At 65.0% G+C, this 24,818-nt stretch carries 25 protein-coding genes and 1 tRNA gene; 15 read left to right on the forward strand and 11 right to left on the reverse strand.

Annotation, left to right across the window (positions count from 1 at the left end; all coding sequences use genetic code 11):
• The first annotated feature begins 2 nt into the window (after positions 1-2).
• The 11 genes from AUR65_RS07315 (at position 3) to katG (ending at position 11,207) form a co-directional block, all read left to right on the forward strand.
• Positions 3-908, forward strand: coding sequence for an ABC transporter permease (locus AUR65_RS07315; RefSeq protein ID WP_058566215.1), 906 nt, complete (start codon positions 3-5; stop codon positions 906-908).
• A 1-nt stretch (position 909) separates the two neighbouring features.
• A complete protein-coding gene (locus tag AUR65_RS07320; protein WP_058566216.1) occupies positions 910-2,052 on the forward strand; it encodes an ABC transporter ATP-binding protein in 1,143 nt (380 codons plus the stop codon).
• Entirely contained in the window at positions 2,049-3,113 is a 1,065-nt protein-coding gene (locus AUR65_RS07325; protein WP_058566217.1) for an ABC transporter ATP-binding protein, read from the forward strand. Before AUR65_RS07320 ends, AUR65_RS07325 begins: the two co-directional genes overlap by 4 nt.
• On the forward strand, positions 3,110-3,472 hold the full coding sequence (locus AUR65_RS07330; protein WP_058566218.1) for a hypothetical protein: 363 nt from the start codon (positions 3,110-3,112) through the stop codon (positions 3,470-3,472). Before AUR65_RS07325 ends, AUR65_RS07330 begins: the two co-directional genes overlap by 4 nt.
• Positions 3,469-4,614, forward strand: a complete 1,146-nt coding sequence (locus tag AUR65_RS07335) for a DUF917 domain-containing protein (protein WP_058566219.1) — start codon at positions 3,469-3,471, stop codon at positions 4,612-4,614. Before AUR65_RS07330 ends, AUR65_RS07335 begins: the two co-directional genes overlap by 4 nt.
• 8 nt (positions 4,615-4,622) lie before the next feature.
• The gene (locus tag AUR65_RS07340; protein WP_058566220.1) at positions 4,623-5,540 is read left to right on the forward strand and encodes a DUF1177 domain-containing protein; all 918 of its coding nucleotides are present in this window, start codon (positions 4,623-4,625) and stop codon (positions 5,538-5,540) included.
• 1 nt (position 5,541) lies between these two features.
• Entirely contained in the window at positions 5,542-6,201 is a 660-nt protein-coding gene (locus tag AUR65_RS07345) for an AroM family protein (RefSeq protein WP_058566221.1), read from the forward strand.
• A gap of 1 nt (position 6,202) precedes the next feature.
• Positions 6,203-7,150 carry an aminopeptidase gene (locus tag AUR65_RS07350; RefSeq protein ID WP_058566222.1) on the forward strand — a complete coding sequence of 316 codons (948 nt, stop codon included), beginning with the start codon at positions 6,203-6,205 and terminating at the stop codon, positions 7,148-7,150.
• Complete coding sequence (locus AUR65_RS07355) at positions 7,147-8,079, forward strand: nitroreductase family protein (protein ID WP_058566223.1); 933 nt, start codon at positions 7,147-7,149, stop codon at positions 8,077-8,079. The genes AUR65_RS07350 and AUR65_RS07355 overlap by 4 nt, the downstream gene beginning before the upstream one ends.
• Complete coding sequence (locus tag AUR65_RS07360) at positions 8,079-8,738, forward strand: aspartate/glutamate racemase family protein (protein ID WP_058566224.1); 660 nt, start codon at positions 8,079-8,081, stop codon at positions 8,736-8,738. Before AUR65_RS07355 ends, AUR65_RS07360 begins: the two co-directional genes overlap by 1 nt.
• Before the next feature lie 312 nt (positions 8,739-9,050).
• Positions 9,051-11,207, forward strand: a complete 2,157-nt coding sequence (gene katG, locus AUR65_RS07365) for a catalase/peroxidase HPI (protein WP_058566225.1) — start codon at positions 9,051-9,053, stop codon at positions 11,205-11,207.
• Between the two features lie 208 nt (positions 11,208-11,415).
• Here katG and AUR65_RS07370 read toward each other — a convergent pair whose 3' ends face one another.
• Both AUR65_RS07370 and AUR65_RS07375 read right to left on the reverse strand, forming a co-directional pair.
• Complete coding sequence (locus tag AUR65_RS07370; protein ID WP_233194331.1) at positions 11,416-13,227, reverse strand: methyl-accepting chemotaxis protein; 1,812 nt, start codon at positions 13,225-13,227, stop codon at positions 11,416-11,418.
• Between the two features lie 264 nt (positions 13,228-13,491).
• Complete coding sequence (locus AUR65_RS07375; RefSeq protein ID WP_084816391.1) at positions 13,492-14,646, reverse strand: HNH endonuclease; 1,155 nt, start codon at positions 14,644-14,646, stop codon at positions 13,492-13,494.
• 356 nt (positions 14,647-15,002) lie between these two features.
• On the opposite strand from AUR65_RS07375, the gene AUR65_RS07380 reads away from it, so the two are divergent.
• A complete protein-coding gene (locus AUR65_RS07380; protein WP_058566226.1) occupies positions 15,003-16,148 on the forward strand; it encodes a Fic family protein in 1,146 nt (381 codons plus the stop codon).
• A gap of 194 nt (positions 16,149-16,342) precedes the next feature.
• Here the strand turns inward: AUR65_RS07380 and AUR65_RS07385 are convergent, their stop codons facing one another.
• From AUR65_RS07385 to gnd, 8 genes are all read right to left on the reverse strand, one after another.
• Entirely contained in the window at positions 16,343-16,672 is a 330-nt protein-coding gene (locus AUR65_RS07385) for a hypothetical protein (protein ID WP_058566227.1), read from the reverse strand.
• The gene (locus tag AUR65_RS07390; protein ID WP_058566228.1) at positions 16,673-17,044 is read right to left on the reverse strand and encodes a hypothetical protein; all 372 of its coding nucleotides are present in this window, start codon (positions 17,042-17,044) and stop codon (positions 16,673-16,675) included.
• A 250-nt stretch (positions 17,045-17,294) separates the two neighbouring features.
• Positions 17,295-17,816: a hypothetical protein gene (locus AUR65_RS07395; protein WP_058566229.1), complete on the reverse strand. Its 522-nt coding sequence runs from the start codon at positions 17,814-17,816 to the stop codon at positions 17,295-17,297.
• The gene (locus AUR65_RS07400) at positions 17,806-18,420 is read right to left on the reverse strand and encodes a DUF7437 domain-containing protein (protein WP_058566230.1); all 615 of its coding nucleotides are present in this window, start codon (positions 18,418-18,420) and stop codon (positions 17,806-17,808) included. The genes AUR65_RS07395 and AUR65_RS07400 overlap by 11 nt, the downstream gene beginning before the upstream one ends.
• Before the next feature lie 162 nt (positions 18,421-18,582).
• Positions 18,583-18,655, reverse strand: a tRNA-Arg gene (locus tag AUR65_RS07405).
• Between the two features lie 62 nt (positions 18,656-18,717).
• Entirely contained in the window at positions 18,718-20,184 is a 1,467-nt protein-coding gene (locus AUR65_RS07410; protein WP_332888738.1) for an MATE family efflux transporter, read from the reverse strand.
• Between the two features lie 198 nt (positions 20,185-20,382).
• Entirely contained in the window at positions 20,383-20,961 is a 579-nt protein-coding gene (locus tag AUR65_RS07415; protein WP_058566231.1) for a 2Fe-2S iron-sulfur cluster-binding protein, read from the reverse strand.
• A gap of 174 nt (positions 20,962-21,135) precedes the next feature.
• Positions 21,136-22,035 carry a phosphogluconate dehydrogenase (NAD(+)-dependent, decarboxylating) gene (gene gnd, locus AUR65_RS07420; protein ID WP_058566232.1) on the reverse strand — a complete coding sequence of 300 codons (900 nt, stop codon included), beginning with the start codon at positions 22,033-22,035 and terminating at the stop codon, positions 21,136-21,138.
• Between the two features lie 168 nt (positions 22,036-22,203).
• Between gnd and AUR65_RS07425 the strand changes: the two genes are divergently transcribed.
• Together AUR65_RS07425 and AUR65_RS07430 are read left to right on the forward strand one after the other, a co-directional pair.
• Positions 22,204-23,298, forward strand: coding sequence for an aminopeptidase (locus AUR65_RS07425; protein ID WP_058566233.1), 1,095 nt, complete (start codon positions 22,204-22,206; stop codon positions 23,296-23,298).
• Between the two features lie 117 nt (positions 23,299-23,415).
• Complete coding sequence (locus AUR65_RS07430) at positions 23,416-23,934, forward strand: high-potential iron-sulfur protein (protein WP_058566234.1); 519 nt, start codon at positions 23,416-23,418, stop codon at positions 23,932-23,934.
• A 3-nt stretch (positions 23,935-23,937) separates the two neighbouring features.
• On the opposite strand, the gene AUR65_RS07435 is transcribed toward AUR65_RS07430, so the two are convergent.
• On the reverse strand, positions 23,938-24,240 hold the full coding sequence (locus tag AUR65_RS07435) for a rubrerythrin-like domain-containing protein (RefSeq protein WP_058566235.1): 303 nt from the start codon (positions 24,238-24,240) through the stop codon (positions 23,938-23,940).
• A gap of 154 nt (positions 24,241-24,394) precedes the next feature.
• Between AUR65_RS07435 and AUR65_RS07440 the strand changes: the two genes are divergently transcribed.
• On the forward strand, positions 24,395-24,796 hold the full coding sequence (locus AUR65_RS07440) for a 30S ribosomal protein S6e (RefSeq protein WP_058566236.1): 402 nt from the start codon (positions 24,395-24,397) through the stop codon (positions 24,794-24,796).
• The last annotated feature ends 22 nt before the right edge of the window (positions 24,797-24,818 follow it).

Below are 24,818 nucleotides of genomic sequence, written 5' to 3' on the forward strand. Positions count from 1 at the left end.
TCGTGTCCACGAAGACCTCTATCCCGTTTCTCGACACCGAGAGCGCCGCCCGGAAAGAGCGGATTCGACAGCTCAAACGCGGCTTTCGGACCTTCGCGGGCAACAAGCTCTCGCTCGTCGGACTGGCGATGATTCTGACGCTCGTCGTCGCGGCGCTCCTCGCGCCGTACATCGCGCCGTTCCCCGAACACGCCGGCGCGGGCGTCTACTTCGACCAGGCGAGCGAGCCGCCGAGCGCGACGCACCTGATGGGCACCGACACGACCGGCCGCGACATCTTCAGCCGCGTCCTGTTCGGGGCGCGCCTGTCGCTCCTGATGAGCGGTATCGTCCTCTCTATCGCCATCTCCATCGGCGTGACGCTCGGGCTCATCGCGGGCTACCTCGGCGGGACGACGAACACCGTCATCATGCGGGTGACGGACATCTTCCTCGCCATCCCGCCCACGCTCCTCGCCATGGCGGTGGTCGCCGCGACCGGCGCGTCGCTGTTCAACGTCATGGTCGCCATCGCCTTCTCGTGGTGGTCGTGGTACGCCCGCCTCGTGCAAGGCGAGGTGCTCTCGATAAAGGAAGACGAGTTCATCGAGTCGAGCCGTGCGCTCGGGTCGGGGTGGATGCGGACGACGTTCAGGGAGATTCTCCCGAACGTAGTCAGCCCCATCACGGTCAAAGCGACCCTCGACATGGGATTCGTCATCCTCGTCGGCGCGGGCCTGTCGTTCCTCGGCCTCGGCGCGCAACCGCCGACGCCGACGTGGGGCGCGATGATCGCACAGGGCCGCAACTACGTCACGAGCTTCTGGTGGATCGCCGTGTTCCCCGGGCTGGCGATTTCGTTCGCCGTCCTCGGGTTCAACTTCATCGGCGACGGCCTGCGCGACGTGCTTGACGTGGAGGTGGACTGAGATGGCAGACCCCATCTTAGAGGTGAAGAACCTCCACGTCCACTTCGAGACCCACGACGGGACGGCCGAAGTGATAAACGGCATCGACTTCGCCATCGACCGCGGCGAGACCGCGGCGCTCGTCGGCGAGACGGGCTGTGGAAAGAGCGTCACCGTGAAGTCCATCATGGGACTGCTCCCCTCGGCGACCATCCCCGAGGGCGAGATTCGCTACAAGGGCGAGGACGTGCTCTCGCTGTCCGACGCCGAGCGCCACTCGCGGCGCGGCAAGGAGATGAGCATGATAATGCAGGACCCGATGACGAGTCTCAACCCCGTCCTGACGGTCGGCGAGCAGATGATGGACGTGCTGAAGTGGCAGGGGCGACCGCGCCTGTCGCTGTCGAAACTCGTCCGCGACGCGCTGTCTACCGGCGCGAAAGCCGAACACCGGAAGCGGGCCATCGAGATGCTCGGCGAGGTCGAAATCTCGGCCCCCGAGCGCGTCTTCGAGAGCTACCCGGTCGAACTCTCCGGAGGGATGCGCCAGCGCGTCCTCATCGCCATCGCGCTCCTGTCGGAGCCGGACCTGCTCATCGCCGACGAACCGGGGACCGCCCTCGACGTGACGACCGAGGCGAAGGTGCTCGACCTCCTCGACGAACTCGTCGAAGAGCGCGACACGAGCGTCCTCTACATCACCCACGACCTCGGCGTCGCCCGCGAGGTCAGCGACCGAATCAACGTGATGTACGCGGGCGAAATCGTCGAACAAGCGCCGACCGCCGACCTGTTTGCGAACCCGCAGCACCCCTACACCCGCGGGCTGTTAGAGAGCATCCCGACGCTCTCGACCGGCATCGGCGACGGCATCGAGGGACACCTGCCCGACTACACGAATCCGCCGGCCGGCTGTCGGTTCGCCGACCGCTGTCCGCACGCGGAGGCGGCCTGCCACGAGGCGTACCCGTACCCGCGGCAGACCGGCGCCGACCACGCGACCGCGTGCCACCTGTTCGACGGACTTCCGGCCCGCGAGCGTCACGAATCGCTCGCCGCGGAACGGGTCGATATCGGCACCGCGCCGTGGCTGTCTGCTGGTGGTGACACCCATAGCGGCGACGCCCCCGGCGACATCTCCGCCGACGGGGGGACGGACCAATGAACGACTCAGCGTACACGACCGAATCGACGGCGGCGGCACAGCGCGACCGGGACCTCGACGACCCGATGGTCACGGTCGAGAACCTCAAGAAGCACTTCCCGCTGTTCGAGGGCATCTTCCAGAAGAAAGCGGGCGAGGTCCGCGCCGTAGACGGTGTGAGCTTCTCCATCGCGGAGGGCGAGACGTTCGGTCTCGTCGGCGAGTCGGGGTCCGGCAAGACGACGACCGGCCGGTCGATGCTCCGCCTGACGGAGCCGACGAGCGGGCGGGTCGAAATCGACGGCAAAAACGTCGTCGACCTCTCCGACGGCGAGCTCAAGCGGTTCCGCCGGAACATGCAAATCGTCCACCAGGACCCGTCGTCGAGCCTCAACCCGCGGCACCGCGTCAAGTCGATTATCGAGGCTCCCCTGAAGATTCACGACTACGGCGACTCCGAGGCCCGGCTCGAACGGGTCGAGGAACTGTTGGACATGGTGGACCTCCCGCGGGAGTTCATGTACCGCTACCCCGGACAGCTCTCGGGGGGCCAGAAACAGCGCGTCGGTATCGCCCGCGCCGTGGCGCTCAACCCGAAGTTCGTCGTCCTCGACGAGCCGACGAGCGCGCTCGACGTGAGCGTGCAGGCCCGCATCATCAACATCCTCGAGGAGATACAGGAGGAGTTCGGCATCACCTACCTGTTCATCACGCACGACCTCTCGCTCCTGAAGAACGTCGCCGACCGAATCGGCGTCATGTACCTCGGTCGGCTCGTGGAGGTCGGCGACGTGGACTCGGTGTTCGGGTCGCCGCAACACCCCTACAGCCGGGCGCTCCTCTCCGCCATCTCGACCATCAGCGAGGAGGACGAACTGGCGAAACCCGACCGAATCACGCTCGACGGCGAGGTTCCGGACCCGCGGGAGAAGCCCAGCGGCTGTGCCTTCCGCTCGCGCTGCGCCCACGAGTTCGACGCCTGCGCGGTCGAGGAACCCGAACTGTACGAGCGCGGCCCGGACCAGGTCGCGCGGTGTTTCCTCCACGACGACCGGTTCGAGGAGGGCGCGGAGTGGGAATGACCGCAGAGCGTGCGGAGCGCCTCGCCGCCCTCCGGCGGGCGCGGCAGAACCGGCCGTGGACCGACGAACTGCTCCGGTCGTGCGCGTCTGACCCGGCGGCGTTCAAGGCCGCCCAGCCGGCGTGTTCGGCCTGCGACCGACCGTGCCGCGCCGACGAGGTCTGCGCCACGGCGGTGGCGAAGTCCGACGGGCTGTTCGAATCGATGGGTCGCGACCAGACGTATCACCTGCTCGCGGCGGGCATGAAGCGACTCCGAGCGCGGGGGACCGCGACGCTTCGCAACGCCGACAGACAGCGGCCGAACGCCTTCCTCAGCGTGACGGCCGACGACGCAGACGCCCCCGAGGAACCCCAATGACGACAGACGACACGCAGACGGACGGCGCGCAGCACGCGCCGACAGACGACGCACAGCCCGCGCCGACCGACGGCGAGCGGACGATAACGGCCGAATGGGTCGAAGACGTCGCGGTCGGCGGCGCGGTCCTCGGCGGCGGGGGCGGCGGCTCGCTGGCCAAAGGTATCGAGTTCGGCGAACTCGCCGTCGAGTACGGCCGGCCGACAATCGTCTCGGTCGCCGACCTCGACCCGACGGACGTGGTGTTGACCGTCAGCGGCGTGGGCGCGCCCGCCGCGACCGAGAGCCACGTCGACCCCGCGGACTACGTGCGCGCGGTGGAATTACTGGTGGACAGACTCGCGGCCGACGGGACGACCGTCGGCGCGCTGATGACGAACGAGATGGGCGGGTTCGCCACCGTCAACGGCCTGCTTCAGTCGGCCGTGACCGGCCTCCCGCTCGTCGATGCGGCCTGCAACGGGCGGGCGCACCCGACCGGGCCGATGGGCTCTATCGGGCTGTCGCAGGACGCGAACTCGGTGCAGGCGGCGGTCGGCGGCGTGCCGGGAACCGCCAGCCGACTGGAGACGGTCGTCGAGGCGGAACTCGGCACGGCGGCGTCGCTCGTCCGGCACGCGGCCGAAGACGCCGGCGGCCTCGTCGCCGTCGCCCGCAACCCGGTCTCGGCGCGCTACGCCGAGGCAAACGCGGCGCTCGACACCTACGACCAGGCCGAAGCAGTCGGTCGCGCGGTCAGACTCGCGGGCGGCGGCCGCGACGCCGCGGAACGCGTCGCCGAGGTCCTCGGTGGCGAGGTCTCGCTCGTCGGCCCCGTCGAGTCGTTCGCGCTCGAAACGACCGGCGGCTTCGACGTGGGCGAGGTCGAAATCGAGGGGCGCGAACTCACCTTCTGGAACGAGTACATGACGCTCGAACTCGACGGCGAGCGCCTCGCGACGTTCCCGGACCTCATCACGACGCTCGACGCCGAGACGGGGATGCCCGTCTCGACGGCGGAACTCGCCGAGGGGCGGTCCGTGGCGGTCGTCGTCGCGCCCGCGGCGAACCTCTCTCTGGGCGCGGGGATGGCCGACCCGGCGCTCTTCGATTCGGTGGAACAGGCGGTCGGAAAAGCGGTCAAATCACACGTATTCAACTAACGAAACTCATGTTCGACAAGATTCAGCAAGCCTACGACATCCTCAGCCGTCCCGACGCGGACGGCGAACTGGTACGCGACGCGCTCGAAACGTACGGTCTCGACACGGAAGTGACGACCATCTCGACCGACGAGGGGTCGACCGACTTCGTCAAGACGGTCGTCCCCGGGGCCGACCCGGACGCGCCGACGCTCGGCGTCGTCGGTCGCCTCGGCGGCGTCGCCGCGCGACCGGCCGAACTCGGCCCGGTCTCAGACGCCGACGGGGCCATCGTCGCTCTCGCGGTCGCGCTCCACCTCGGCGAGATGCGCGCCCGCGGCGACGTGCTCGCCGGCGACGTTCGCATCGCCACGCACGTCTGTCCCGACGCGCCGACTTCCCCCCACGACCCGGTGCCCTTCATGGGCAGTCCGGTCGATACACGCACCATGAACGAACACGAGGTGGACGAGGAGATGGACGCGGTCGTCTCCGTCGACGCCACGAAGGGCAACCGCGTCCACTGCGAGCGCGGCTTCGCCATCACGCCGACCGTCAAGGAGGGGTGGGTGCTGAAGGTGAGCGACAGCCTCCTCGACATCCAAGAGCGGGCGACCGGCCGCCCGCCGAGCACGCTCACGCTCACGATGCAGGACATCACCCCCTACGGCAACGACGTGCACCACATCAACAGCATCCTCCAGCCGGCGACGGCGACCGACGCGCCCGTCGTGGGCGTGGCGACGACGAGCGTCTCACCCGTTCCCGGCTGTGGGACCGGCGCGAACTACCTCACCGACCTGCTCGACGCGACCGGGTTCGTCGTCGAGACGGCCAAGGACTTCACTCGCGGCCGCGCGTCGTTCTACGACGAGGCCGAGTACGACCGCCTCACGTCGCTGTACGGCTCGATGGGCCGCCTCCAGACCCTCGGCGAGGGCGTCTGAGATGTCCACGCTCGGACTGGTGACCATCGGGCAGGCACCCCGGACGGACGTGACGCCCGATATCGCGGCGGCCCTCCCGCCGGAGGTAGACATCGTCGAGGTCGGCGCGCTCGACCAGTTCAACTCGGCGACCGAGGTCGAAGCCGCGGTCGGCCCGCGAGAGGGAAAGGCGGTGTACGTCTCGCGACTCGCCGACGGGACGCCCGTCACCGTCGACCGCGAGTCGGTCGTCGAACTCCTCGGAGAGCGCATCCGCGACCTCGAATCTGAGGTCACGGCAATCGGCGTCCTCTGTACGGGTCACTTCCCGTCGTTCGACGTCAGCGTCCCCGTCTTCGAGCCGAGCGACCTGCTTTCGGCGTGGGTTTCGACCATCCTCGACGGGGGGACCCTCGGCGTCATCATGCCCAAAGAAGAACAGGAGGCCATGACGTTCGAGAAGTGGGCCGACTACGACATCGTCACCGCCGCGGGGTCGCCGTACGCCGAGGAAGACGAGGTGTCGGCCGCGGCGGCCGAAATCGGCACCGACGCCGACCTCATCGTGATGGACTGCATGGGCTACACGCCCGAGATGAAGGCGACCGTCCGCGAGACTACGGACACGAGCGTCCTGCTCGGGCGGTCGGTGCTGGCGAAGACGGCCGAGGAGGTGCTCTGACGTGGCCGACTTCCGCGAGGTGGCGACGCGACTCCTCGCCGAGAACATGAACGCCGCCCCCGGAGAGACGCTCCTCGTCGTGACCGACACCGACACGAACCACATCGGGCGGGCGCTGTTCGAGGCCGGGGTCGAACTCGGCTTGGAGTCCGGCCTGTTCGAGATTCCGCCGATGGAGCGAAACGGGATGGAGCCGCCCGAGTCGGTCGCCCGCGCCATGACATCGGCCGATATCGTGGTCTGTCCGACCAGCGCGTCGCTGACGCACACGCGAGCGCGGGAGGCCGCGACCGAGGCCGGCGCTCGCGTCGCCACGATGCCCGGCATCACGGACCAGATGTTCAGCGAGGGCGCGATTACGGCCGACTACGAGGAGGTCGAGCGCCTGACGGCGGCGCTCACGGAGAAACTCACCGCGGCCGACGAGGCCCGCATCGAGGTCGGCGACGCGTCGGCGACGATGTCGCTTTCGGGCCGCGACGGCATCCCGAGCGACGGCATCATCGCCGAACCCGGCGACTCCGGCAACCTCCCGTCCGGCGAAAGCTACATCGCGCCGGTCGAGGGGACAGCCACCGGCACGCTCGTCTTCGACGGCGGCCTCGCGGGCGTCGGCGTCCTCGACGAGCCGCTGACGGTCGAAATCGACGAGGGGCGCATCGCGTCCGTCGAGGGCGCGGCGGCCGACGAGTTCCTCGACGCGACGAGCGGCGACGACTGCGCCCGGCGAGTGTGCGAACTCGGCCTCGGGACGAACCCGGCGGCGAGCATCATCGGGACGGTCCTCGAAGACGAGAAGGTGTACGGCACCTGCCACGTCGCCTTCGGCGACAACCTCGGCTTCGGCGGAACCATCGACTGCGACTCGCACCTCGACGGCGTCATCCTCGAACCCACGGTTTCGCTCGACGGCGAAGTCGTCGTCGACGACGGCGAGGTGCTCGTGTGAGCGACCGGACACCCTCGACCGGTGACCGCGCGGGCACGGACCACACGGAGCAAGCAGACCACGTGGACCGACCCGCCCTCGCCGCGGCGGCCGCCGAAGTCCCCGACCTCGCCCCGTGGCTGGCGCGTCGCGCCACGGTCCGCCAGTTCGACACCGACGCCGAGATTCCCGACGACGAGGTCCGCGCGATGGTCGACGCCGGACGGAAGGCCCCGACCAGCGGGACGGCCCAGATGTACAGTTTCGTCTGGATACGGGACTCCGACCGCCGCGAGCGGATTCACGAACTGTGTAGCCGCGGCACCGTGCAGGTCGAGGAGGCGAGCCACTTCCTCCTCGTCTGCATCGATATCCGTCGGATTCGACTGCTGTTGGAACACCGCGACCGCGAGTTCCGCATGACGCCCGCGATGGGGCTGTTGGAGGGGTCGATTGACGCCTCGCTGGCCGCGATGGGCGTGATGCTGGCCGCCGAGAGCCGCGGCTACGGCGTCTGTCCCATCGGCAACATCCTGAACAACCTCACCGAAGTCGCCGCGACGGCCGACCTTCCGGCGGGCGTCCTGCCGATTTTCGGACTCTGTCTCGGCGTCCCGCGTCACGGCGAGGCGACCGAGAACGCCCCGCGGGTTCCGCTCGACACGGTGCTCCACGAGGGCGGCTACCGCGACGCCACCGAGGCGCAACTCGACGCCTGCTACGACGCGATGAACGAGATGTACGGCGACAGCGTCTACGGCGACGACCGCCGCGAGTGGCAGGAGACGCTCGAACGCTACTGGGGACCGAACGGCTTCATGAACCGCCGCGAGGGCGAACTGCTCGACGCGCTCCGCCAGCAGGGCTTCTTCGAGGCCCGCGGCATCGACGAACCGGCAGATGCGGACACCGAGCCGGACGCCGACCGACACGCCGGGGGTGCCGCCTGATGGTCGAACTCGGCGTCCTCCGGGTACTCACGCTCGACGACCGCGAGGAGGTCGCCCTCCACGGGCGGCTCATCGAGCGGCACTACCCGCACGTCTCGACGCTGTCGCGGTGCATCCCCGACCACCCCGACGGGATTCCGAACGCGGCCGCCGAGACCGACGCCCTCCCGTACATCGAGGCGCTCGGCCGCGAGATGGCGACCGAGGTCGACGCGCTCTGCGTCAGTTGCGCGCTCGACCCCGGCGTGGAACTGCTCGGCGAGGCGCTCGACATCCCGGTCGTCGGCGCGGGCGCGAGCGTGTCCGCCGTCGCGTCCGCCCGCGGCGAGCGCGTCGGGACGCTCGGCCTCGAAAACGGGGCCGGGTCGAGCATCCGACACCTGCTCGGCGACCGACTCGCGGCCGAGGCGGTCGTGGAGGGCGCGGCGACGACGAACTTCCTCACGACCGACGACGGGCGAGCGGCGATTCGCGCCGCGGTCGACCGCCTCGTCGACGCCGGCTGTGACGTCGTCGCGCCGAGCTGTACCGGTATCTCCTCGTCGGGCGCGATACCCGACGTGCGGGCCGACGTTCCGATACCCCTCGTCGACCCTGTCGTGGCGATGGGCGCGGTGGCGACGACCGCGGTCTCGCCGCCGCGTCCACTACGGCAGTAGGTTGCCGGACCACCCCGATGGCATTCCGCGCCGCTCGCGCCGCGCTCGGGGTCACACGCGCGGGCGACTTTTCGTGCACCCGGCTCCGCGGGCACCAGCATCCTCAACCAGTCAGAAGAACGACAATACTCGGTAGGTAACTCCACCGACAACCCACAACCAGTCAAAAAGACAATGGGTTTGAGGAATATATACTCGTCAAGAGCCCTGTACTGAGAATTATTCATAAAGTAAAAAGATTGCTTTGGCTATAGCCAAGACTTAATTCAAAATCAGTCAATTTTATCACCCAAAAGCGGTAACCGTTGGCGTATGAATGGCTCCGACCATGACTGGTGGCCGAACCAGTTGAAACTCGAAATCCTCGACCAGAACGCACAGCAGACCGACCCGATGGGCGAGGAGTTCGACTACGCCGAGGAGTTCCAGAAGCTCGACTACGAGCAGGTGAAAGCCGACCTCGAAGAGCTGATGACCGACTCGCAGGACTGGTGGCCGGCGGACTACGGCCACTACGGTCCCCTCTTTATCCGAATGGCGTGGCACAGCGCCGGGACGTACCGCGCGCACGACGGCCGCGGCGGCGCCTCCGGCGGGCATCAGCGCCTCCCTCCGATCAGCAGTTGGCCGGACAACGTCAACCTCGACAAGGCGCGCCGACTCCTCTGGCCCGTCAAGAAGAAGTACGGGAACCAGCTCTCGTGGGGCGACCTCATCGTCCTCGCCGGCAACGTGGCCCTCGAATCGATGGGCTTCGAGACGTTCGGCTTCGCGGGCGGCCGCGCCGACGACTACGTCGGCGACAAGGCTCCCAGTTGGGGTCCCGAAGACGAGTGGGAGACGACCTCCCCCGACCGCTTCGACGAGGAGGGTAACCTCAAAGAGCCGCTCGGCAACACCGTCATGGGCCTCATCTACGTCAACCCCGAGGGTCCCAACGGCGAACCCGACCTCGAAGGCTCCGCGAAGAACATCCGCCAGACGTTCAGCGGCATGGCGATGAACGACAAGGAGACCGTCGCGCTCATCGCCGGCGGCCACACCTTCGGGAAGGTCCACGGCGCGGACTCCGGCGACAACCTCGAAGCCGAGCCCGAGGCGGCCCCCATCGAGGAACAGGGTCTCGGTTGGAAGAACAACCACGGCTCCGGAAAGGGCCCCGACACCATCACCAGCGGCATCGAGGGTCCGTGGACCAGCTCGCCGACCGAGTGGGACATCGGCTACGTCGCCAACCTGCTCGACTACGAGTGGGAAGCGCACAAGGGCCCCGGCGGTGCGTGGCAGTGGCGGCCGGCCGGTGACTCGCCGGCAGACAAGATTCCGGACGCGACTCCGGACGCGCACCTCCCCGACCAGTTCACCGACCCGATGATGCTCACCACCGACATCGCGCTGAAGAAGGACCCCGACTTCCGCGCGGTGCTCGAAGAGTTCCGAGAGGACCCCGCGGAGTTCCAGGAGTCGTTCGCCAAGGCGTGGTACAAACTCCTGCACCGCGACATGGGCCCGCCGTCCCGGCTCTACGGTCCCGAGGTCCCGGACGAAGCGATGCTGTGGCAGGACCCCATCCCGGACGCCGACTACGACCTCATCGACGAGGACGACGTCGAGGAACTCAAGGCCGAGCTTCTCGACTCGGGACTCTCGGTGTCTCAGCTGGTCAAGACGGCGTGGGCCTCGGCGTCCACGTACCGCGACAGCGACAAGCGCGGCGGCGCGAACGGCGCTCGCATCCGCCTCGAACCCCAGCGTAGCTGGGAAGTCAACGAGCCCGACCAGCTCGACGACGTGCTCGGCACCCTCGAAGAGATTCAGGAGTCGTTCAACGGCGCGCAGTCCGACGACACCCGCGTCTCGCTCGCGGACCTCATCGTGCTGGGCGGCGCCGCGGCCATCGAGCAGGCGGCGGCCGACGCCGGCTACGACGTCGAGGTTCCGTTCGAGCCCGGTCGGACCGACGCGTCGCAGGAACAGACCGACGTCGAGTCGTTCGAGATGCTCAAGCCGGACGCCGACGGCTTCCGGAACTACGTCGCGGACGGCGTCGACGAGCGCCCCGAGGACCTGCTCGTCGACAAGGCGGACCTGCTCGACCTCTCCGCGCACGAGATGACCGTCCTCGTCGGCGGCATGCGCACGCTGGGCGCGAACTACCAGGACTCCGACCTCGGCGTCCTCACCGACGAGACCGAGACGCTCACGAACGACTTCTTCGAGAACCTGCTCGACATGGATTACGAGTGGGAGCCGGTCTCGGACGACCAGTACCTGTACGAAGTGCGCGACCGCGAGACGGGCGACGTCGAGTGGGAGGCCACTCGCTTCGACCTCATCTTCGGCTCGAACTCCCGCCTGCGCGCCATCGCGGAAGTGTACGGCGGCGACGACGGCGAAGAAGAGTTCGTCGAGGACTTCGTCGAGACGTGGCACAAGATCATGAGCCACGACCGCTTCGACCTCGAATAACCGCGCCGCCCGCCGCTTTCGGTCGCGGTTGAGGCGCGCGAAGTCGGTCCCCGTCGCGGCGTCTGCGGTCGCGGTCGCCGCCGCGGGCTGACTTTTTCGCTCGCGTTCTCTTACTCGCTCTCCGAGCGACTGCCATCGTGCGTTCGGGCGGTTTCGACTCGGCTCGACTCGGACCGGACTGACCGGCCGCCACCCGGCTTGACCCGGTTCAGTCGTCGGACGGAACCTCGCAGTCGAACGTTTCGAGCTCCTCTTGCAGGCCGCCGGTCTGGCCCCTGAGCTCGTCGAGTTGCTCTCGAATCTCCGAAATCGTCGCCGCTCTGGACTCGGCCTGGCTCGCCAGCGCGTCGCTCTGCTCCGCGATGTCCCGCGAGTGGTCGGCGATTCCGATAATCGCGTCGACCACTTCCTCAGTCGTCCGCGCGCCGTCGTCGGTCGCCGTGGCGACCTCGTTGACCGACATATCAACGCTCTCGACGATTTCCGAGACCGCCGCGAACGCCTCGGCGGCGTCGGTCGTCGTCGATTCTCCCGTTTCGAGTTGCGCCTTCGTCTGTTTCATCTCCGCCTGCACGCGCGCCACGTCCTCGACCGTCTCGGTTATCGTCTGCTCGATGGCCGCCGAGTGGTTCTGCGTCTCGTCGGCGAGGGACTTCACCTCGTTCGCGACGACGGCGAACCCCTCGCTGCCGTCCGAGGCGCGGGCGGCCTCGATGTTCGCGTTGAGCGCGAGCGTGTTCGTCTGCTCGGCAATCGACTCGATGAGGTCGGTGCTCTTCGAGACGTCGTCCATCCGGTCGTCGAGCGACTCGACGAGCGACGCGAGTTCGCCGACGCTCTGTTCGACGTTCTCTATCGCCTCGATGGCCGCCGCCGCGGTGCCCGTGCCCTCGTCCGCGGCCGCCGCCGCGTTACTGGCTTCGTCCGAGACCTGGTCGGCGTTCGCGGCGATTTCCTCGATTGTCGCCGAGAGACTGCTCAGTTCGTCGGTCGTGGATTCGAGGTCGCGAGCCTGCTCGCGCACCTCCGTGGCGAACGCCCGCACGTCGGCCGCGAGCTGTCGTTGCGTCCGTTCGAGCGTCTCCGCGTCGTCGTGGACCGACCGCGTCGTCCGCTCGACGGTCGCCGCGAACGACCGGAGGTCGACGATGGTCGACGAGAGGTCGCGCTTCATCGCCACGAACGCGTCGCTGATGGCCTCGATGGCCTCGATATCGCTGTTCTCGGGCGGGTTCGCGGTGAAGTCACCCTCCGAAACCGCGTCCATGGCTGCGGCGAGTTCGTCGGCCTGCACCACCAACTGCTCGTTCAGGCGCTCGACTTCGGCCTTCGCCTCCTCGCTGTCTTCGAGGCTCTGCATCTTCTGTCTGGTCTCCTCCCGAGAGCGCTCGACGGAGAACCAGTTCGTGACTAACGCCGACGCGAGCATGAGGATGAACACCGCGTGGACGAGCCCCCATCCCATCGGATTCGCGATAGCTTCCGGGTGGTTGTACACCGCCTCCGGGTGGTCCATGCCGAAGACGCCGTGCTGGATGGCGACGTACAGGATGCCGACGACGAACGGCACCCAGTCTTCGTACACCGCGAGGACGGCCACGATGACGAAAAAGTGGAAGTGCGCTTCGATGTAGCCGCCCGAGAAGTAGACGAGCAGGGCGGAACACGTCAGCAACCCGATTGACGCGAATCCGCTTCGCATCCGGCGCGGGAGCCACGGGAGCCACGCGAACAGCGCCAACCCCACGACTGCACCGACGCCGAGCAGGACGTGCTCAGTGGGCGCGGCGGTGAGCGTCGCTCCCGTGACGTACGGCTCCGACCCGGTGAAGTTCCCGAGGAGATACAAAAGCGGCGCGTGCGCCACGAGGAAGACGAGGATGTTTCGGTGACGCGCCCGCCACGACTCGCTCGGAATCGAGTCCCCTTGCGGGACGTATCGTACTGCGTCTCGAACCCCCTGTCGCCACCGCCCCACACCGCCGCGACGGTTCTGCCTGTCCGCTGTCGACGTTCCCATGCCCCTTCCCTTCGACTTCGGGGTGAAATGAATTGCCGCTCGTTTATCAAGGATGATTCTCGTAGCGGCGGATTTGAACTCAAAAACCCAAATATTGTGGTACTTTGTGGGATTTCGACATTTGTTTGTTTGATTATAGACAGGTTCTCGTGTGGCCGACGGGGGCGGTCGTTGAATGGCTATCGGCGGCGGGGTTAGGAGCGACCTCCGGAACTCACGATGGAATAGACAATGCGGGAACCAACGAAACCTTTGGAAGAATTCCTAATTCGGGGTAAATACTGATAGGTATTCGTCGTGGACCGCAAGGATTCGACTAACGCGTTCACTCAGCCCTACATTTGATTTCGGCACGTGTTCTTCCACGGACTCTCTAGCTGTTTCACGAGTCACTTCACTCTCGGACAATAGTAGTTCGACCCACGCGCGAGTCTCCATCGTCGTCAAGGAAGTGCCCGTCGCGGCGATACAGTCGTATGCTGCACGGGCATCTTCGGTGTTCGGGAAGATACGTTGTAGCTCAGCAATTGCAGAAAATGGGATGTCGTTACCCTCATAGCCACGGTCAGGGAACATTTCATACACCCGTTCAGCCCGTTGAACTTGTAGTTCGCTGGCTCCTTCTACATCGATTGTATCCGCGATTTCCTTATGCGACAATCCATATTTTGTTCGCCCATTACGGAACAGTCGCCCCCATTCCCATTTTTGGGCAACACCCGAATAGTCCCGCTTGATCTCGCGCACGTACTCCTCGAGTTTGTCGAATGAGTAGTCTACTGGGTCTAATTTGAACGGAGACTCGGCTCGACCAGAATCTGTTTTTACTCTTTGCTCGAGGATAGTGTGATGAGAACAGCGGACTGCTTGCGAATCTACGCTTGTAACCTCGCAGTTGACGACGAGTGCTTCGTCTGTGCTCCCTTCGACGATAACCTGTCGTCCGTCAATGAGCTGAACCTTACCACTACGTAGTCCGCCGATAGTCAGTCGGTCACCAGCGTTGATGGGATCGAATCCAGAGAGCTTGCGGTGGACCTGTGTGAAGCGTGGCAATGGTTCAAGATCGTTCACACTAGGTGCTTCGATAGAGTCGTTACTGAACTGCTGAAAGTACTCGTGGCCATCTGCAGCGTCGTCGTTTGAGACAATGATTCTGGCGTCGTCTGTCAGGCTGAGCCAGCCGGAATCGAAGCCCCAGTGGCATTGTCGGCAGAGAAGCAAGCCGTTCGCTTCTGTATCCGGCCCTCCGTGTTGTGCGGGATGGATGTGTGCAGCTTCCGCCTCAAGATGTCCAAAGGGAGATTCACGCCTCTGTCCGCATACTGCACAGTGACCTGAATACAGGTTTCGGAGATTCTGCCTCGTATCGGACGAGAATTCGCCCGTATAGTGACTCACCGTCCAATTCCCACTCATATGAAACGAGTTAGAGCCTTGCCGGGTTAATTTGTACTGCTGTGCAAACACTAAACATTCGTTTTCAACGTGTCTGTAGGCCGTATTTTGGATTCAGTTCGTTCGAAATCTGAACATCGGTATTTGGCCTCTCGGCTGGAACGACTCGTTGTCAAATCTCATCGCTAGTGGTAGACAATGAAGACTCGCACAGCAACACTTGTCCATCTACTTAAATAGACGATTTACAAAGACCGGTCTTGACCACCACCATTCGAAATTTCATGGGTCACTCTGCACATGCTGCGGTGTATTCTCAATCTTGTTCAATTGGTATATGAGTAGTTATACATGCTCTCGCCCTGTATAACGAAAAAATGCGGACGAAGAAGCTCCCGAAGGAGGCACCGGGGAAGTACGTTGAGTATCACCCACGTCCGTATTATTCGCCAGACCCGCTTCCTCCGGAGCCAAAAATCGAGATTCCCGTCGAGACACACGACCTCGTCGCCGATGCAGCCTATCAGATTGGCCGTGTCGATGGCATTAGCTCGACAGTCGATTTCGCGGCCGTCCTCTACACGACACTCATCCGAATCGAGGCAGTCGAGTCGGCTCGTATCGAGGGTGCAGAAGTCGACTATCAGGACGTCGCCGCGTTCCACACGAAGCACGAAGACAACGCCGATGCCGAACCGCAAAGCAAGGACTTGCGTGAAGTTCTGAACTACGAAGACGCGCTCCTGTACGGTATCGAGCACATCGAACGTGGTGAGGAACTCACGCTTGAACTGATTACGCGCCTCCACGAGATGCTCCTCGACGGCGTCCGTAACGAGGGCGACGTCGTCGGGGAGTTCCGCGACCACATGGTTCGGCTCAATAGCCCGAATCCAGCCAGAGATCCGTTCGTTCCTCCCTCGGCGTCGTCTCTCGGTCCTCTCATGTCGTCGCTCGTCGAGTACGTCGAGGCAGACGGCGAGTACCACCCACTTGTCGATGCCGCGATTATCCACTACTTCTTCGAGACGGTTCACCCGTTTTCGGACGGGAACGGCCGCCTCGGCCGACTCATCATCATCCTCTATCTGGTCGATCAGGGCTACATCGAGAGCCCGTACATCTACCCGAGTGCCTACTTCAACCGGCACAAGGTCGAGTACGTCGAGAAGATGCGCGCCGTGAGCGAGCAGGGCGAATGGGTCGAGTGGATCGACTTCTTCCTCGAAGCGCTCCGGTCGCAGGCCGAAGAGTCGTACGACCGGACGTGGGCGCTCAAGGAACTCCAGACGAAGTACGAAACAGAATACTCGGGGAGCACGTCGACGGACAGATTTGCCCGCAAATTACTTGCGGTTCCGTACTTCACGGCGAACGACATCGTGCGAGAACTGGACGTGTCGCGTGGGACGGCGTACAACGTCATCGAGAACCTCGAAGACGCCGAACTCATCGAAGAAGTGACTGGCGCGGAGTGGGGCCAAGAGTACAAAGCGGTCGACGTGTTCGACGTGTTCGCGTAAACAGCGTGACTCTCGGTTCGCCGAACGAAATCTACGCGAGTTCGTTTCTTGAATTGATGACTGATATTCTGGTGTCTCTGTGGCCTGAATGTGCGGTTTTAGAAAATGACGGACCCGACGGGAATTCGTCATCGCGTGTGACAGAATTGGTTTAATCGGGGTGCTGTCTGGCGATTAGCAAACTCCAGTTCTGGCTACTTCAGATACCCACCGACGTGCTCGACGACTTGGTCTACAAACTTCGCCTCAAGACGTCCCTGCCACGCCACGAAGTCCTCTTTTCGAGGTGAGTGTACTGCCCACGGAGAGACGAACGAGTCGCGTGGAACACCACCAACCTCCCACACCTCGTCGGTGAGTGGGAGTGAATCGTCGTACTCTTTCGTCGAGATGGCGACAGCGATGTACTGCTGGTCAGCGAACGGGTGAGAATCGTTGTTGACGATGAGCCAGGGTCGTTGCCTGTCGTCGCCGAGTTTGAACGGGTCAGAACTTCGGACAACGTCACCACGCTCTGGCTGCATCTATTGTTCGTCCTCGTCTCGTTCGCTTGGATGCGGTGTCTCTGGAGCGACTGCGTCCCATTCGTCGGCGTCGATGCCGCCATCTTCGTCGTCGAGTCTGTCGGTCGTGGTGTGGAGGTCGTAGGCCGCGGCGACACGTTCGTTGTCGTTCGTGATTGCCCAGAACTCTCTCTTGTGTCGAACGAGGTTGCGAGCCTTCAATCGGGAAAGCGCAGTGCCCACTGTGTTCGGGTCTTCACTGATTGCTGTCGCAATCTCGGAGCGCGTGAACGCTTGGTCGCTGTGTGTGTAGAGATATGTGACCACCTGCTCTGGGACGCTTGGACCACGGGGTAGGTCACCAGATTCGAAGTCGTCGATACTCACGGGCATACTGTGAAATATGTGTGCTGATGTAATGAGTGTACTGTTGTACTCTGTGTGCTGGCGCCTCCGCTAGGAGAGTTCGTCACGCTACGTGACGAAACCTGTCGGTGGGAGAATATACGATTCTACGGGTAGAGCGGTCGTTGTTTGGTTTCAGAACGTTCCAGAAGTGTACGGACCCGACGGGAATGCGTCATCGCGTGTGACGAATTTGTTTTAATTGGAACGCTGTCTGGCGATTTGGCTCACCTCCTCCTCAAATCACTCGGACGTCGCCACCGTCGTCCATGATGTCGCTTCGACGAAGCACGAGAATCGATTCGCCGTACCTTTGCTGTTTGACTGCACCCTCTATCGCTGCCGCTGCAATCTTGTCGTCAGTGAGAACGACGACTCGTGAGTGGCCACTTCGGAGAAACTCGATTGCTAATCCGGCGAATACAGTATCAGCTTTCTCTACTTCGTGTTCGTTCTTGCCAGACTTTCGGGCAATCTCTCTTCGAACGTAGTCCATCGCTGCGACTGCACCGGAATCGGTTGGCGATGGTGGATTGATTTTGGTAGCCCATCCTTCCTCTATGGCCATTTCTACTCGGTCCGCGATGTGCATCGTGCTCAGTTCCTCGACAACACGTTGGGGAACTTGCAAGGTTAGCTGATGCCGTGCAGCAAACTTCTGTAGCTTCTGGAACTTCGGATTCTCCGGGCCACCCACAGCGACGAAGAGATTCGTGTCGGCGAGGACGAAGTCGTCCGAGTGGAGGTCACTACTCTCCATCGAACTCCAGATCGTCAGGGTCAGACGAGATGAGTTGTTCGAAGTATGGGTCGTTCTCCCGACCAGCCTCAAGGACGGGTCGGACTGCATAGATGATGGCCATCCCTTCGACTGGTTTGACGTCCATCTCCTCGGTCGCCATTCGTTGGGTGAGCTTCCCGGCGTAGTACTCTGCTGCTGCTCGGACTGCTCTTACGAGTCGCCCGACGCCGTACCGATTGTGGAAGTATTCGGCATCGTCGTCGAATTCCGTGAGTGCGACTGCGTGGAGCAGCGTCGGGGTAATTGCGACTTCGCGGCCGTCGACGAACGCAAACGGTTTCGCGGTGAGTTGGTGGGGGCGCGTGCTCTCATCGCGGTCGACGACGCCGAGTCGTTCGAGTCGTTCGACATCGTCGTAGGCCGTTGCACGAGCGAGGCTCAGTTCCTCGATGAGGTCTTGAATCGTTGCTGGCCCGTAGTAGCAGAGGTAGACGTACTCGCGGGCGAGGCGTGGGTTCTGCAGCAACGTCGTGGCTGCCAGCAACCCATCGAAATCGTCGAACGGTTGTGGAGGTGCGTCTTCGATTGGCGGTGCGTCGCCACGGTCAGTGAGGGTGGGCATACGTAAAATACGAAATCTATGTATTTTAGATTTGTGCTGGTGGTGCTCGTTCTCTGGAGTGCGAGTCCGTCACGGTGCGTGACGAGATCGGTTGGCGGGAAAATATGCTAATTCGATAGTTAGAGCACTCGCTCTTTGGTTCTAAAGCGTTCCAAAAGTATACGGACCCGACGGGATTTGAACCCGCGACATCTTGGTCCGGAACCAAGCACTCTGTCCACTGAGCTACGGGCCCTCAGCGGAGAGAGCTACACGGCACCGACGTAAAACCGTTGTGGAACCCACGCCGGCGGCCGATTACGTTCCGGTCGCGTCGGCGTCGACGACGCTGTGTTTCCACGTCCCGCGGGTGAACCACGCCGTGGCCGCAATCGCGCCGAGAATCTGTCCGACGGCCATCCCGAGCCAGATGCCCGTCTCGGCGAACCCGAACTGGAACGAAAGCAGGTAGACGATGGGCACGCGGCCTAACCAGAGCGCGAACAGCGAGAACCCGAGGGCGGTCTTCGTGTTCCCCGCGCCGCGGTACGCGCCGAGGACGACCTGGAGGACGCCGATGAAGCCGAACTCGAACGCCCGGATACGGATGTACTCGACCCCGAGGTCGATGGTCTGTGCGGCCGAGGCCGTCCCGGTCTGGAGGAAGAACGCGACGATGGGTTCGGCGAAGACGTAGGCGAGGACGCCGGTGACGAGCATGACGCTCGCGCCGACCTTGGCGGCGAGCCAGACGGCGCTCTCGGCGCGCTCCGGTTTCTGCGCGCCGAGGTTCTGGCCGACGATGGTGTTCGTCGCCCGGCCGAGACCGAGCGCCGGGAGGAACACGAGCGACGTGAGGCGGTTGCCGAGACCGAACGCGGCGACGACTTCGGGCTTGAACGTGACGACCATCGCGGTGAGGGTGATGAAGCCAAGGGCGGTGGCGGACTGCTCGATGGCGCTCGGGACGCCGATATCGACGATTTTCTTGATGTACTCGAACTGCGGGCGGAAGTCGGCGAGTTGCACGTCGGGGCCGGCGCTCGTCCCGAAGATGACGTAGATGCCGATGATGGTGGCGACGGCGCGCGAGAGGACCGTGGCGTACGCCGCGCCGGCGACTTTGAAGCCGTCGAAGCCCGTGGCGGTGAAGAGGCTCGCCTGAAGCCCCTCTAACCCGAGCATCGAAAACAGCGGGTTGGCGTCGAAGCCGAAGATGAACACGGGGTCGATGACGATGTTGATGACGACGCTGATGAACATCACGACCATCGGGGCGCGGGTGTTGCCGTAGCCGCGCATGAGCGCGGAGAAGACGAAGAAGCCGAAGAGGAACGGCAGGCCGAGGAAGAACACCCGCATGTAGTCGCCGGCGAGGGGGATGACCTGCCCGGCGGTCGCCTCCGAACTCGGGAGGACGCCGAGCATCGCGTCGGTGGCGAAAAAGCCGATGACGCCGACGACGATGGCGATGACGGTGATGAACGTGAGCGTCTGTCCGGCGACGGTCCCGGCGGAGCCCTCGCTTTTCGCGCCGGTGTACTGGGCGACGAGCGTGCTCCCGGCGACGGTGAAGCCGCCGCCGACGGAGATGAGCAGGAAGATGAGCGGAAACGCGAGGCTGATGGCGGCGACGGCGTCGGTCGAGAGCCGGCCGAGCCAGACGGTGTCGGCGAGGTTGTACGCCACCTGGAGGAGTTCGGTGACGATAATCGGCCACGCCAGTGCGAACATCGGACGTTTGAGGTCGCCTTCGGTGAGGGAACCTCCTTCGGGGAGGGACACTGAACAGGTGAGACACGCGGAGACCGTTTGAAAGCGTCGATAGGCGTCGTCGCCCGGCGAGGCGGTCGGCGGTGGGCGGGAGCGACTCGCGCGTACCCGACCGCGCCCGACGACGCGGGAGCTAGTCTCAGAAGCGGCGACGACGGCTCACGAACGGATGGCGTCGAGAGAAAACGGTGGGTGGTTGCGGTCGTCGCGTTACGGCGCTTCGCCGGTCTCGATGGCGAAGTCGGCCTTCGGGTAGGCGACGCAGGTGAGCGTATAGCCGTTGTCCATCTCCTCGTCGGAGAGGGTCTCCTGGGTGTGGTGCGTGATGTACTCCTCTGCTGGGCCGTCGGTAATCTTCGCGGCACAGGAGACACAGGAACCCTGTCGGCACGCGTAGGGGAGGTCCATCCCGGCGTCTTCGCCCTGGTCGAGCACCGTCTCGTTGCTCGCCAGCTCGATGGTCTCGCCCTGCTTGACGAACTCGACTTCGAAGTACTCGACTTCGTCTTCGGGCATGTCGGCGGGGCTGGGCTCTGCTTCCTCTTCCTCGCCTTCGAGTTCGGCGCCCTCTTCGCCGCCCGCGACCGCGGCGACGCCGCCGCCGCCGATAGAGCGGTTCATCGGCTCGGGGAAGTCGGTCTCTGCGACGGTCGCCGCGCGGCGTTCGAGGACCTCCTGTGTGATGTCGGCGGTCGGCTCCCAGCCGGTGCCCTTCGAGTAGTGCAGGGCGACGGCGAGGAGTACCAGGACCAATCCGGCCCCGACACCCACCAGACTGATGACTGCCATACCGGCGGATATGGAGGGAGGGGTTAAGGAAATTGTGATTGTGGCGGCACCCGCGGGCGGTCGATTTCGCCGCCGAGACGAGGGTCTCACGGGGGTTCCCACAATATCGAGGGCGCGAGGCGTCCGTCGCGGTCGTCGCGGTCGCGCCGGGGCAGTTCGCCGGGTACGACCGCCTCAGTCGTCCTTCCGCGCGACCTCGTGGCGACCGAAGCCGTACCGGAGTCGGTTCGCGAGGCGGCGGGAGAAGCGGTCGTCGGCGCGGGAGCCGAACCGCTCGGCGAGCGACTGGTAGATGAGCGGGACCGGTACCTCTTGTTCGAGTGCCTCTTGGACCGTCCACGTGCCCGTCGAGCCGCCCGCGACGTGGTCGTCCACGTCGCCGAGGTCGCTTCCCTCCTCGCGGAACGCCTCCTCGCAGAGTTCGAGGAGCCACGAGCGGATGACCGCGCCGTTGTTCCACGTGTTGGCGACCGATTCGAGGTCGAGGTCGTAGCGGCCCTCGGCGAGCAGTTCGAAGCCCTCGCCGTACGCCTGCATCAGCGCGTACTCGACGCCGTTGTGGACCATCTTCACGTAGTGGCCGGAGCCGGACTCGCCCATGTGGCCGTGGCCGGCGGGGCCGGTCGCCACGGCGTCGAAGACGGGGGACAGCTCGTCGTAGGCCCACTGCGGGCCGCCGACCATGAGCGAGAAGCCGAGTTCGGCACCGGCGGGGCCGCCGGAGGTGCCGCAGTCGAGGTAGGCCGCCGAGCACGCCTCGGCGCGCCGCACGGACTCCTCGAAGTGGGAGTTGCCGCCGTCGACGACCACGTCGTCCCCGTCGAGATGCGGGTCGAGGTCGTCGAGGGTGGCGTCCACCGCGTCGCCCGCGGGGACCATGAGCCAGATTCGCTTGTCGTCGCCGAGTCGGTCGGCGAGGTCGGCGACGCTGTCAGCGGGTTCGGCACCCGCGTCGGCGGCCGCCGCGACGGCTTCCGCCGAGAGGTCGAAGGCCACGACCTCGTGCCCGGCATCGAGCACTCGGTCGACTACGATGCGCCCCATCCGGCCGAGGCCGATGACGCCTAGTTGCATGCGTCGGCATCGTCCGCGGGGGGTGGTAGTGGTTGTGGTTTGGCGCGTGCGCGGTCGTCGTCGCGTCGACTCGCGTCGCCTGCCCGCCTTCGGGTGACTGCGCCCGAAGGCGGGCGACTTCGCGCCCGCAGACGCCGACGTTTTTACCGCCCCGCGCGAGGGTCGCGTATGGACGAACGCATCCACGAGCACGCCGCGGTGCTCGTCGACTGGAGCGCGCGAATCGAGGCCGGCGACGACGTGGTCGTCTCCGTCGGCGAGGGGGCCCACGACCTCGCGGTCGCCGTCGCCGACGCCCTCGGCGAGCGCGGCGCGAACGTCGTCACGACGTACGCTTCCGAGGAGGTCCAGCGGGCGTACCTCCGCGCGCACGACGGCGACTTCGAACTCCCCGGACACGAACTCGCCCTCTACGAGGCCGCCGACTCGGTGCTCTTCCTCGGCGGCACCCGCAACACGGCGGCGACCGCGGACGTGCCCACCGAGACGCGGCAGGCCTACGGCCGCGCCACGAGCGAGGTCAAAGAGGCGCGCATGGACACCGACTGGGTCTCGACGGTCCACCCCACCCGCGCGGCGGCCCAGCAGGCCGGTATGTCGTTCGAGGAGTACGCCGACTTCGTCTACGACGCGATTCTCCGCGACTGGTCGGAACTCGCCGACGAGATGGCGAACATGAAGGACGTGCTCGACGCCGGGTCGGAGGTCCGCATCGTCAAGGCGGACACCGACCTCACGATGTCCATCGAGGGCCGGACCGCGGTCAACTCCGCGGCCTCCGTCGCCTACGACTCCCACAACCTCCCGTCGGGCGAGGTGTTCACCGCGCCCGTCGAGGACGCCGTCGAGGGCGAGGTGTTCTTCGACGTGCCGATGACGCTGGAGGGCCAGCGCGTCGAGAACGTCCACCTGACGTTCGAGGGCGGCGAAGTCGTGGACTTCTCCGCGGGCGCGGGCGAGGACGCGCTCGCCGGCATCCTCGACACCGACGAGGGCGCGCGCCGACTCGGCGAACTCGGCATCGGCATGAACCGCGGCATCGACCGCTTTACCGACAGCATCCTCTTCGACGAGAAGATGGGCGACACCATCCACCTCGCGGTCGGCCGGGCCTACGGCGCGTGCCTCCCGGAGGGCGAAGACGGGAACCAGTCCGCGGTCCACGTGGACATGATAACCGACATGAGCGAGGACTCGCGCATCGAGGTCGACGGCGAGGTCGTCCAGCGGAACGGCACGTTCCGCTGGGAAGACGGGTTCTAAGCCGTCTTAACGCCGTTTTTCTGAATCGAACGTTTGTCGGGCGTCGAGACGATTAAGATACCATGTTGCGTGGTAACTACCCGCTTACTAAAATCTCGTGAGGACGTAGCTCCGGCTATGGCGCGATTCGTCCGAACGAGGCGACGGTTCCTCGAACTGGCGGGGAGTGGTGCGGTGGTGGGAATCGCTGGCTGTCTCGGCGGGGGTGGCGGCCAACAGGAGACCGAGACGGAGACGACGACCGAAGCGATGGACGACGACCACGACGAGGAGCGTCCAGAAGGCGTCTCCGCCGAGGAGTTCGAACACGGTCCGGTTCCCGAGGCGTACCGGACCGCGCTCTCGCAGGCGAACGAGCAGCGGGACCCCGACGACCTGTTCACGAAGGAGGCGGTCAAGTTCCAAGAGGCGGACGAGGCCGTCGAGGCGGGGCTCACGGAGGCCGGGCGGGACTGCGGCAACTGCGCGGAGTACATCCCCGACAAGAACGGCGACGGCTTCGGTGCCTGCGCGAAAGTCGAGGGCTACGTCGACCCCGAAGACTGGTGTTCGCTCTGGGAGTCTATCGAGGAGGCCGAAGCCGAGGCCGAAGAAGAAGCGGGCGGAGACGGAGACGAGACCGCGTCCGTCGCGTGAGGCTCACTCCTGAGCCACGCCGATGTTCTTCAGCGACCCGCCGCACCGCGGGCAGACCTGCTCGTAGACGCCGTGTCCCGAGCGGTAGCCGCATGCGGTGCACTCGTACCGCGAGCGCTCGACGAGCGCCGTCGGGTCCGCCTCGACCAGCATCTCTGTCCGGCGCTCGACGAGCGCCTCGGTCCGGCGTTCGACTAACTCCGCTGGGCGTCGTTCGACGAGGTCCGTCGGCTCGGGGTCGACCAGCGCCCTCGATTTGGCTTTGACGAGGTCTGCAGGCTCACGCGTGGCGATATCCTTGCTCATGCTACGGTGTACGCCGTGTTAGATGTTAACTCTTACCAGCACGCGTCGTTCTCGCTGATACCGCCGAATTCGACGGTTTCAACCCGATTCGGCGGGTGCGGTCCCGAGACGCGCTTTCGACGTACTTTTTATCCGCGACCGTTTTCATCCGCGCATGGCAGAATTCATGGTCGTCGTCGCCGACCCCGACACCGGTGCGACCTACCAAGTCGACGTCGAAGGACAGGACGCAAACCGATTCCTCGGCCGCGACCTCGGTGACGAGGTCGACGGCGCGGCCGTCGGTCTCGACGGCTTCACGCTCGAACTGACGGGCGGTTCGGACAAGGCCGGCCGACCGATGCACCCCGACGTCCCCGGCGGCGCGCTCAAGGAAATCCTCGCCGAAGACGGCATCGGCTACAAGCCGTCCCGCGACGGCGAGCGCAAGCGCGTCACCGTCCGCGGCCGCGAGGTCTCCGACGAGACCGTCCAGATCAACGCGAAGGTCGTCTCCGGTGACGGCGACGTCGCCGCCGCCTTCGGCGAGGGCGACGACGAAGAAGCCGACGAATAACGCAGTCTCACTCCTCTCTTCC

The organism is Haloferax marisrubri (genome assembly GCF_001469875.2).
GTDB lineage: Archaea > Halobacteriota > Halobacteria > Halobacteriales > Haloferacaceae > Haloferax > Haloferax marisrubri.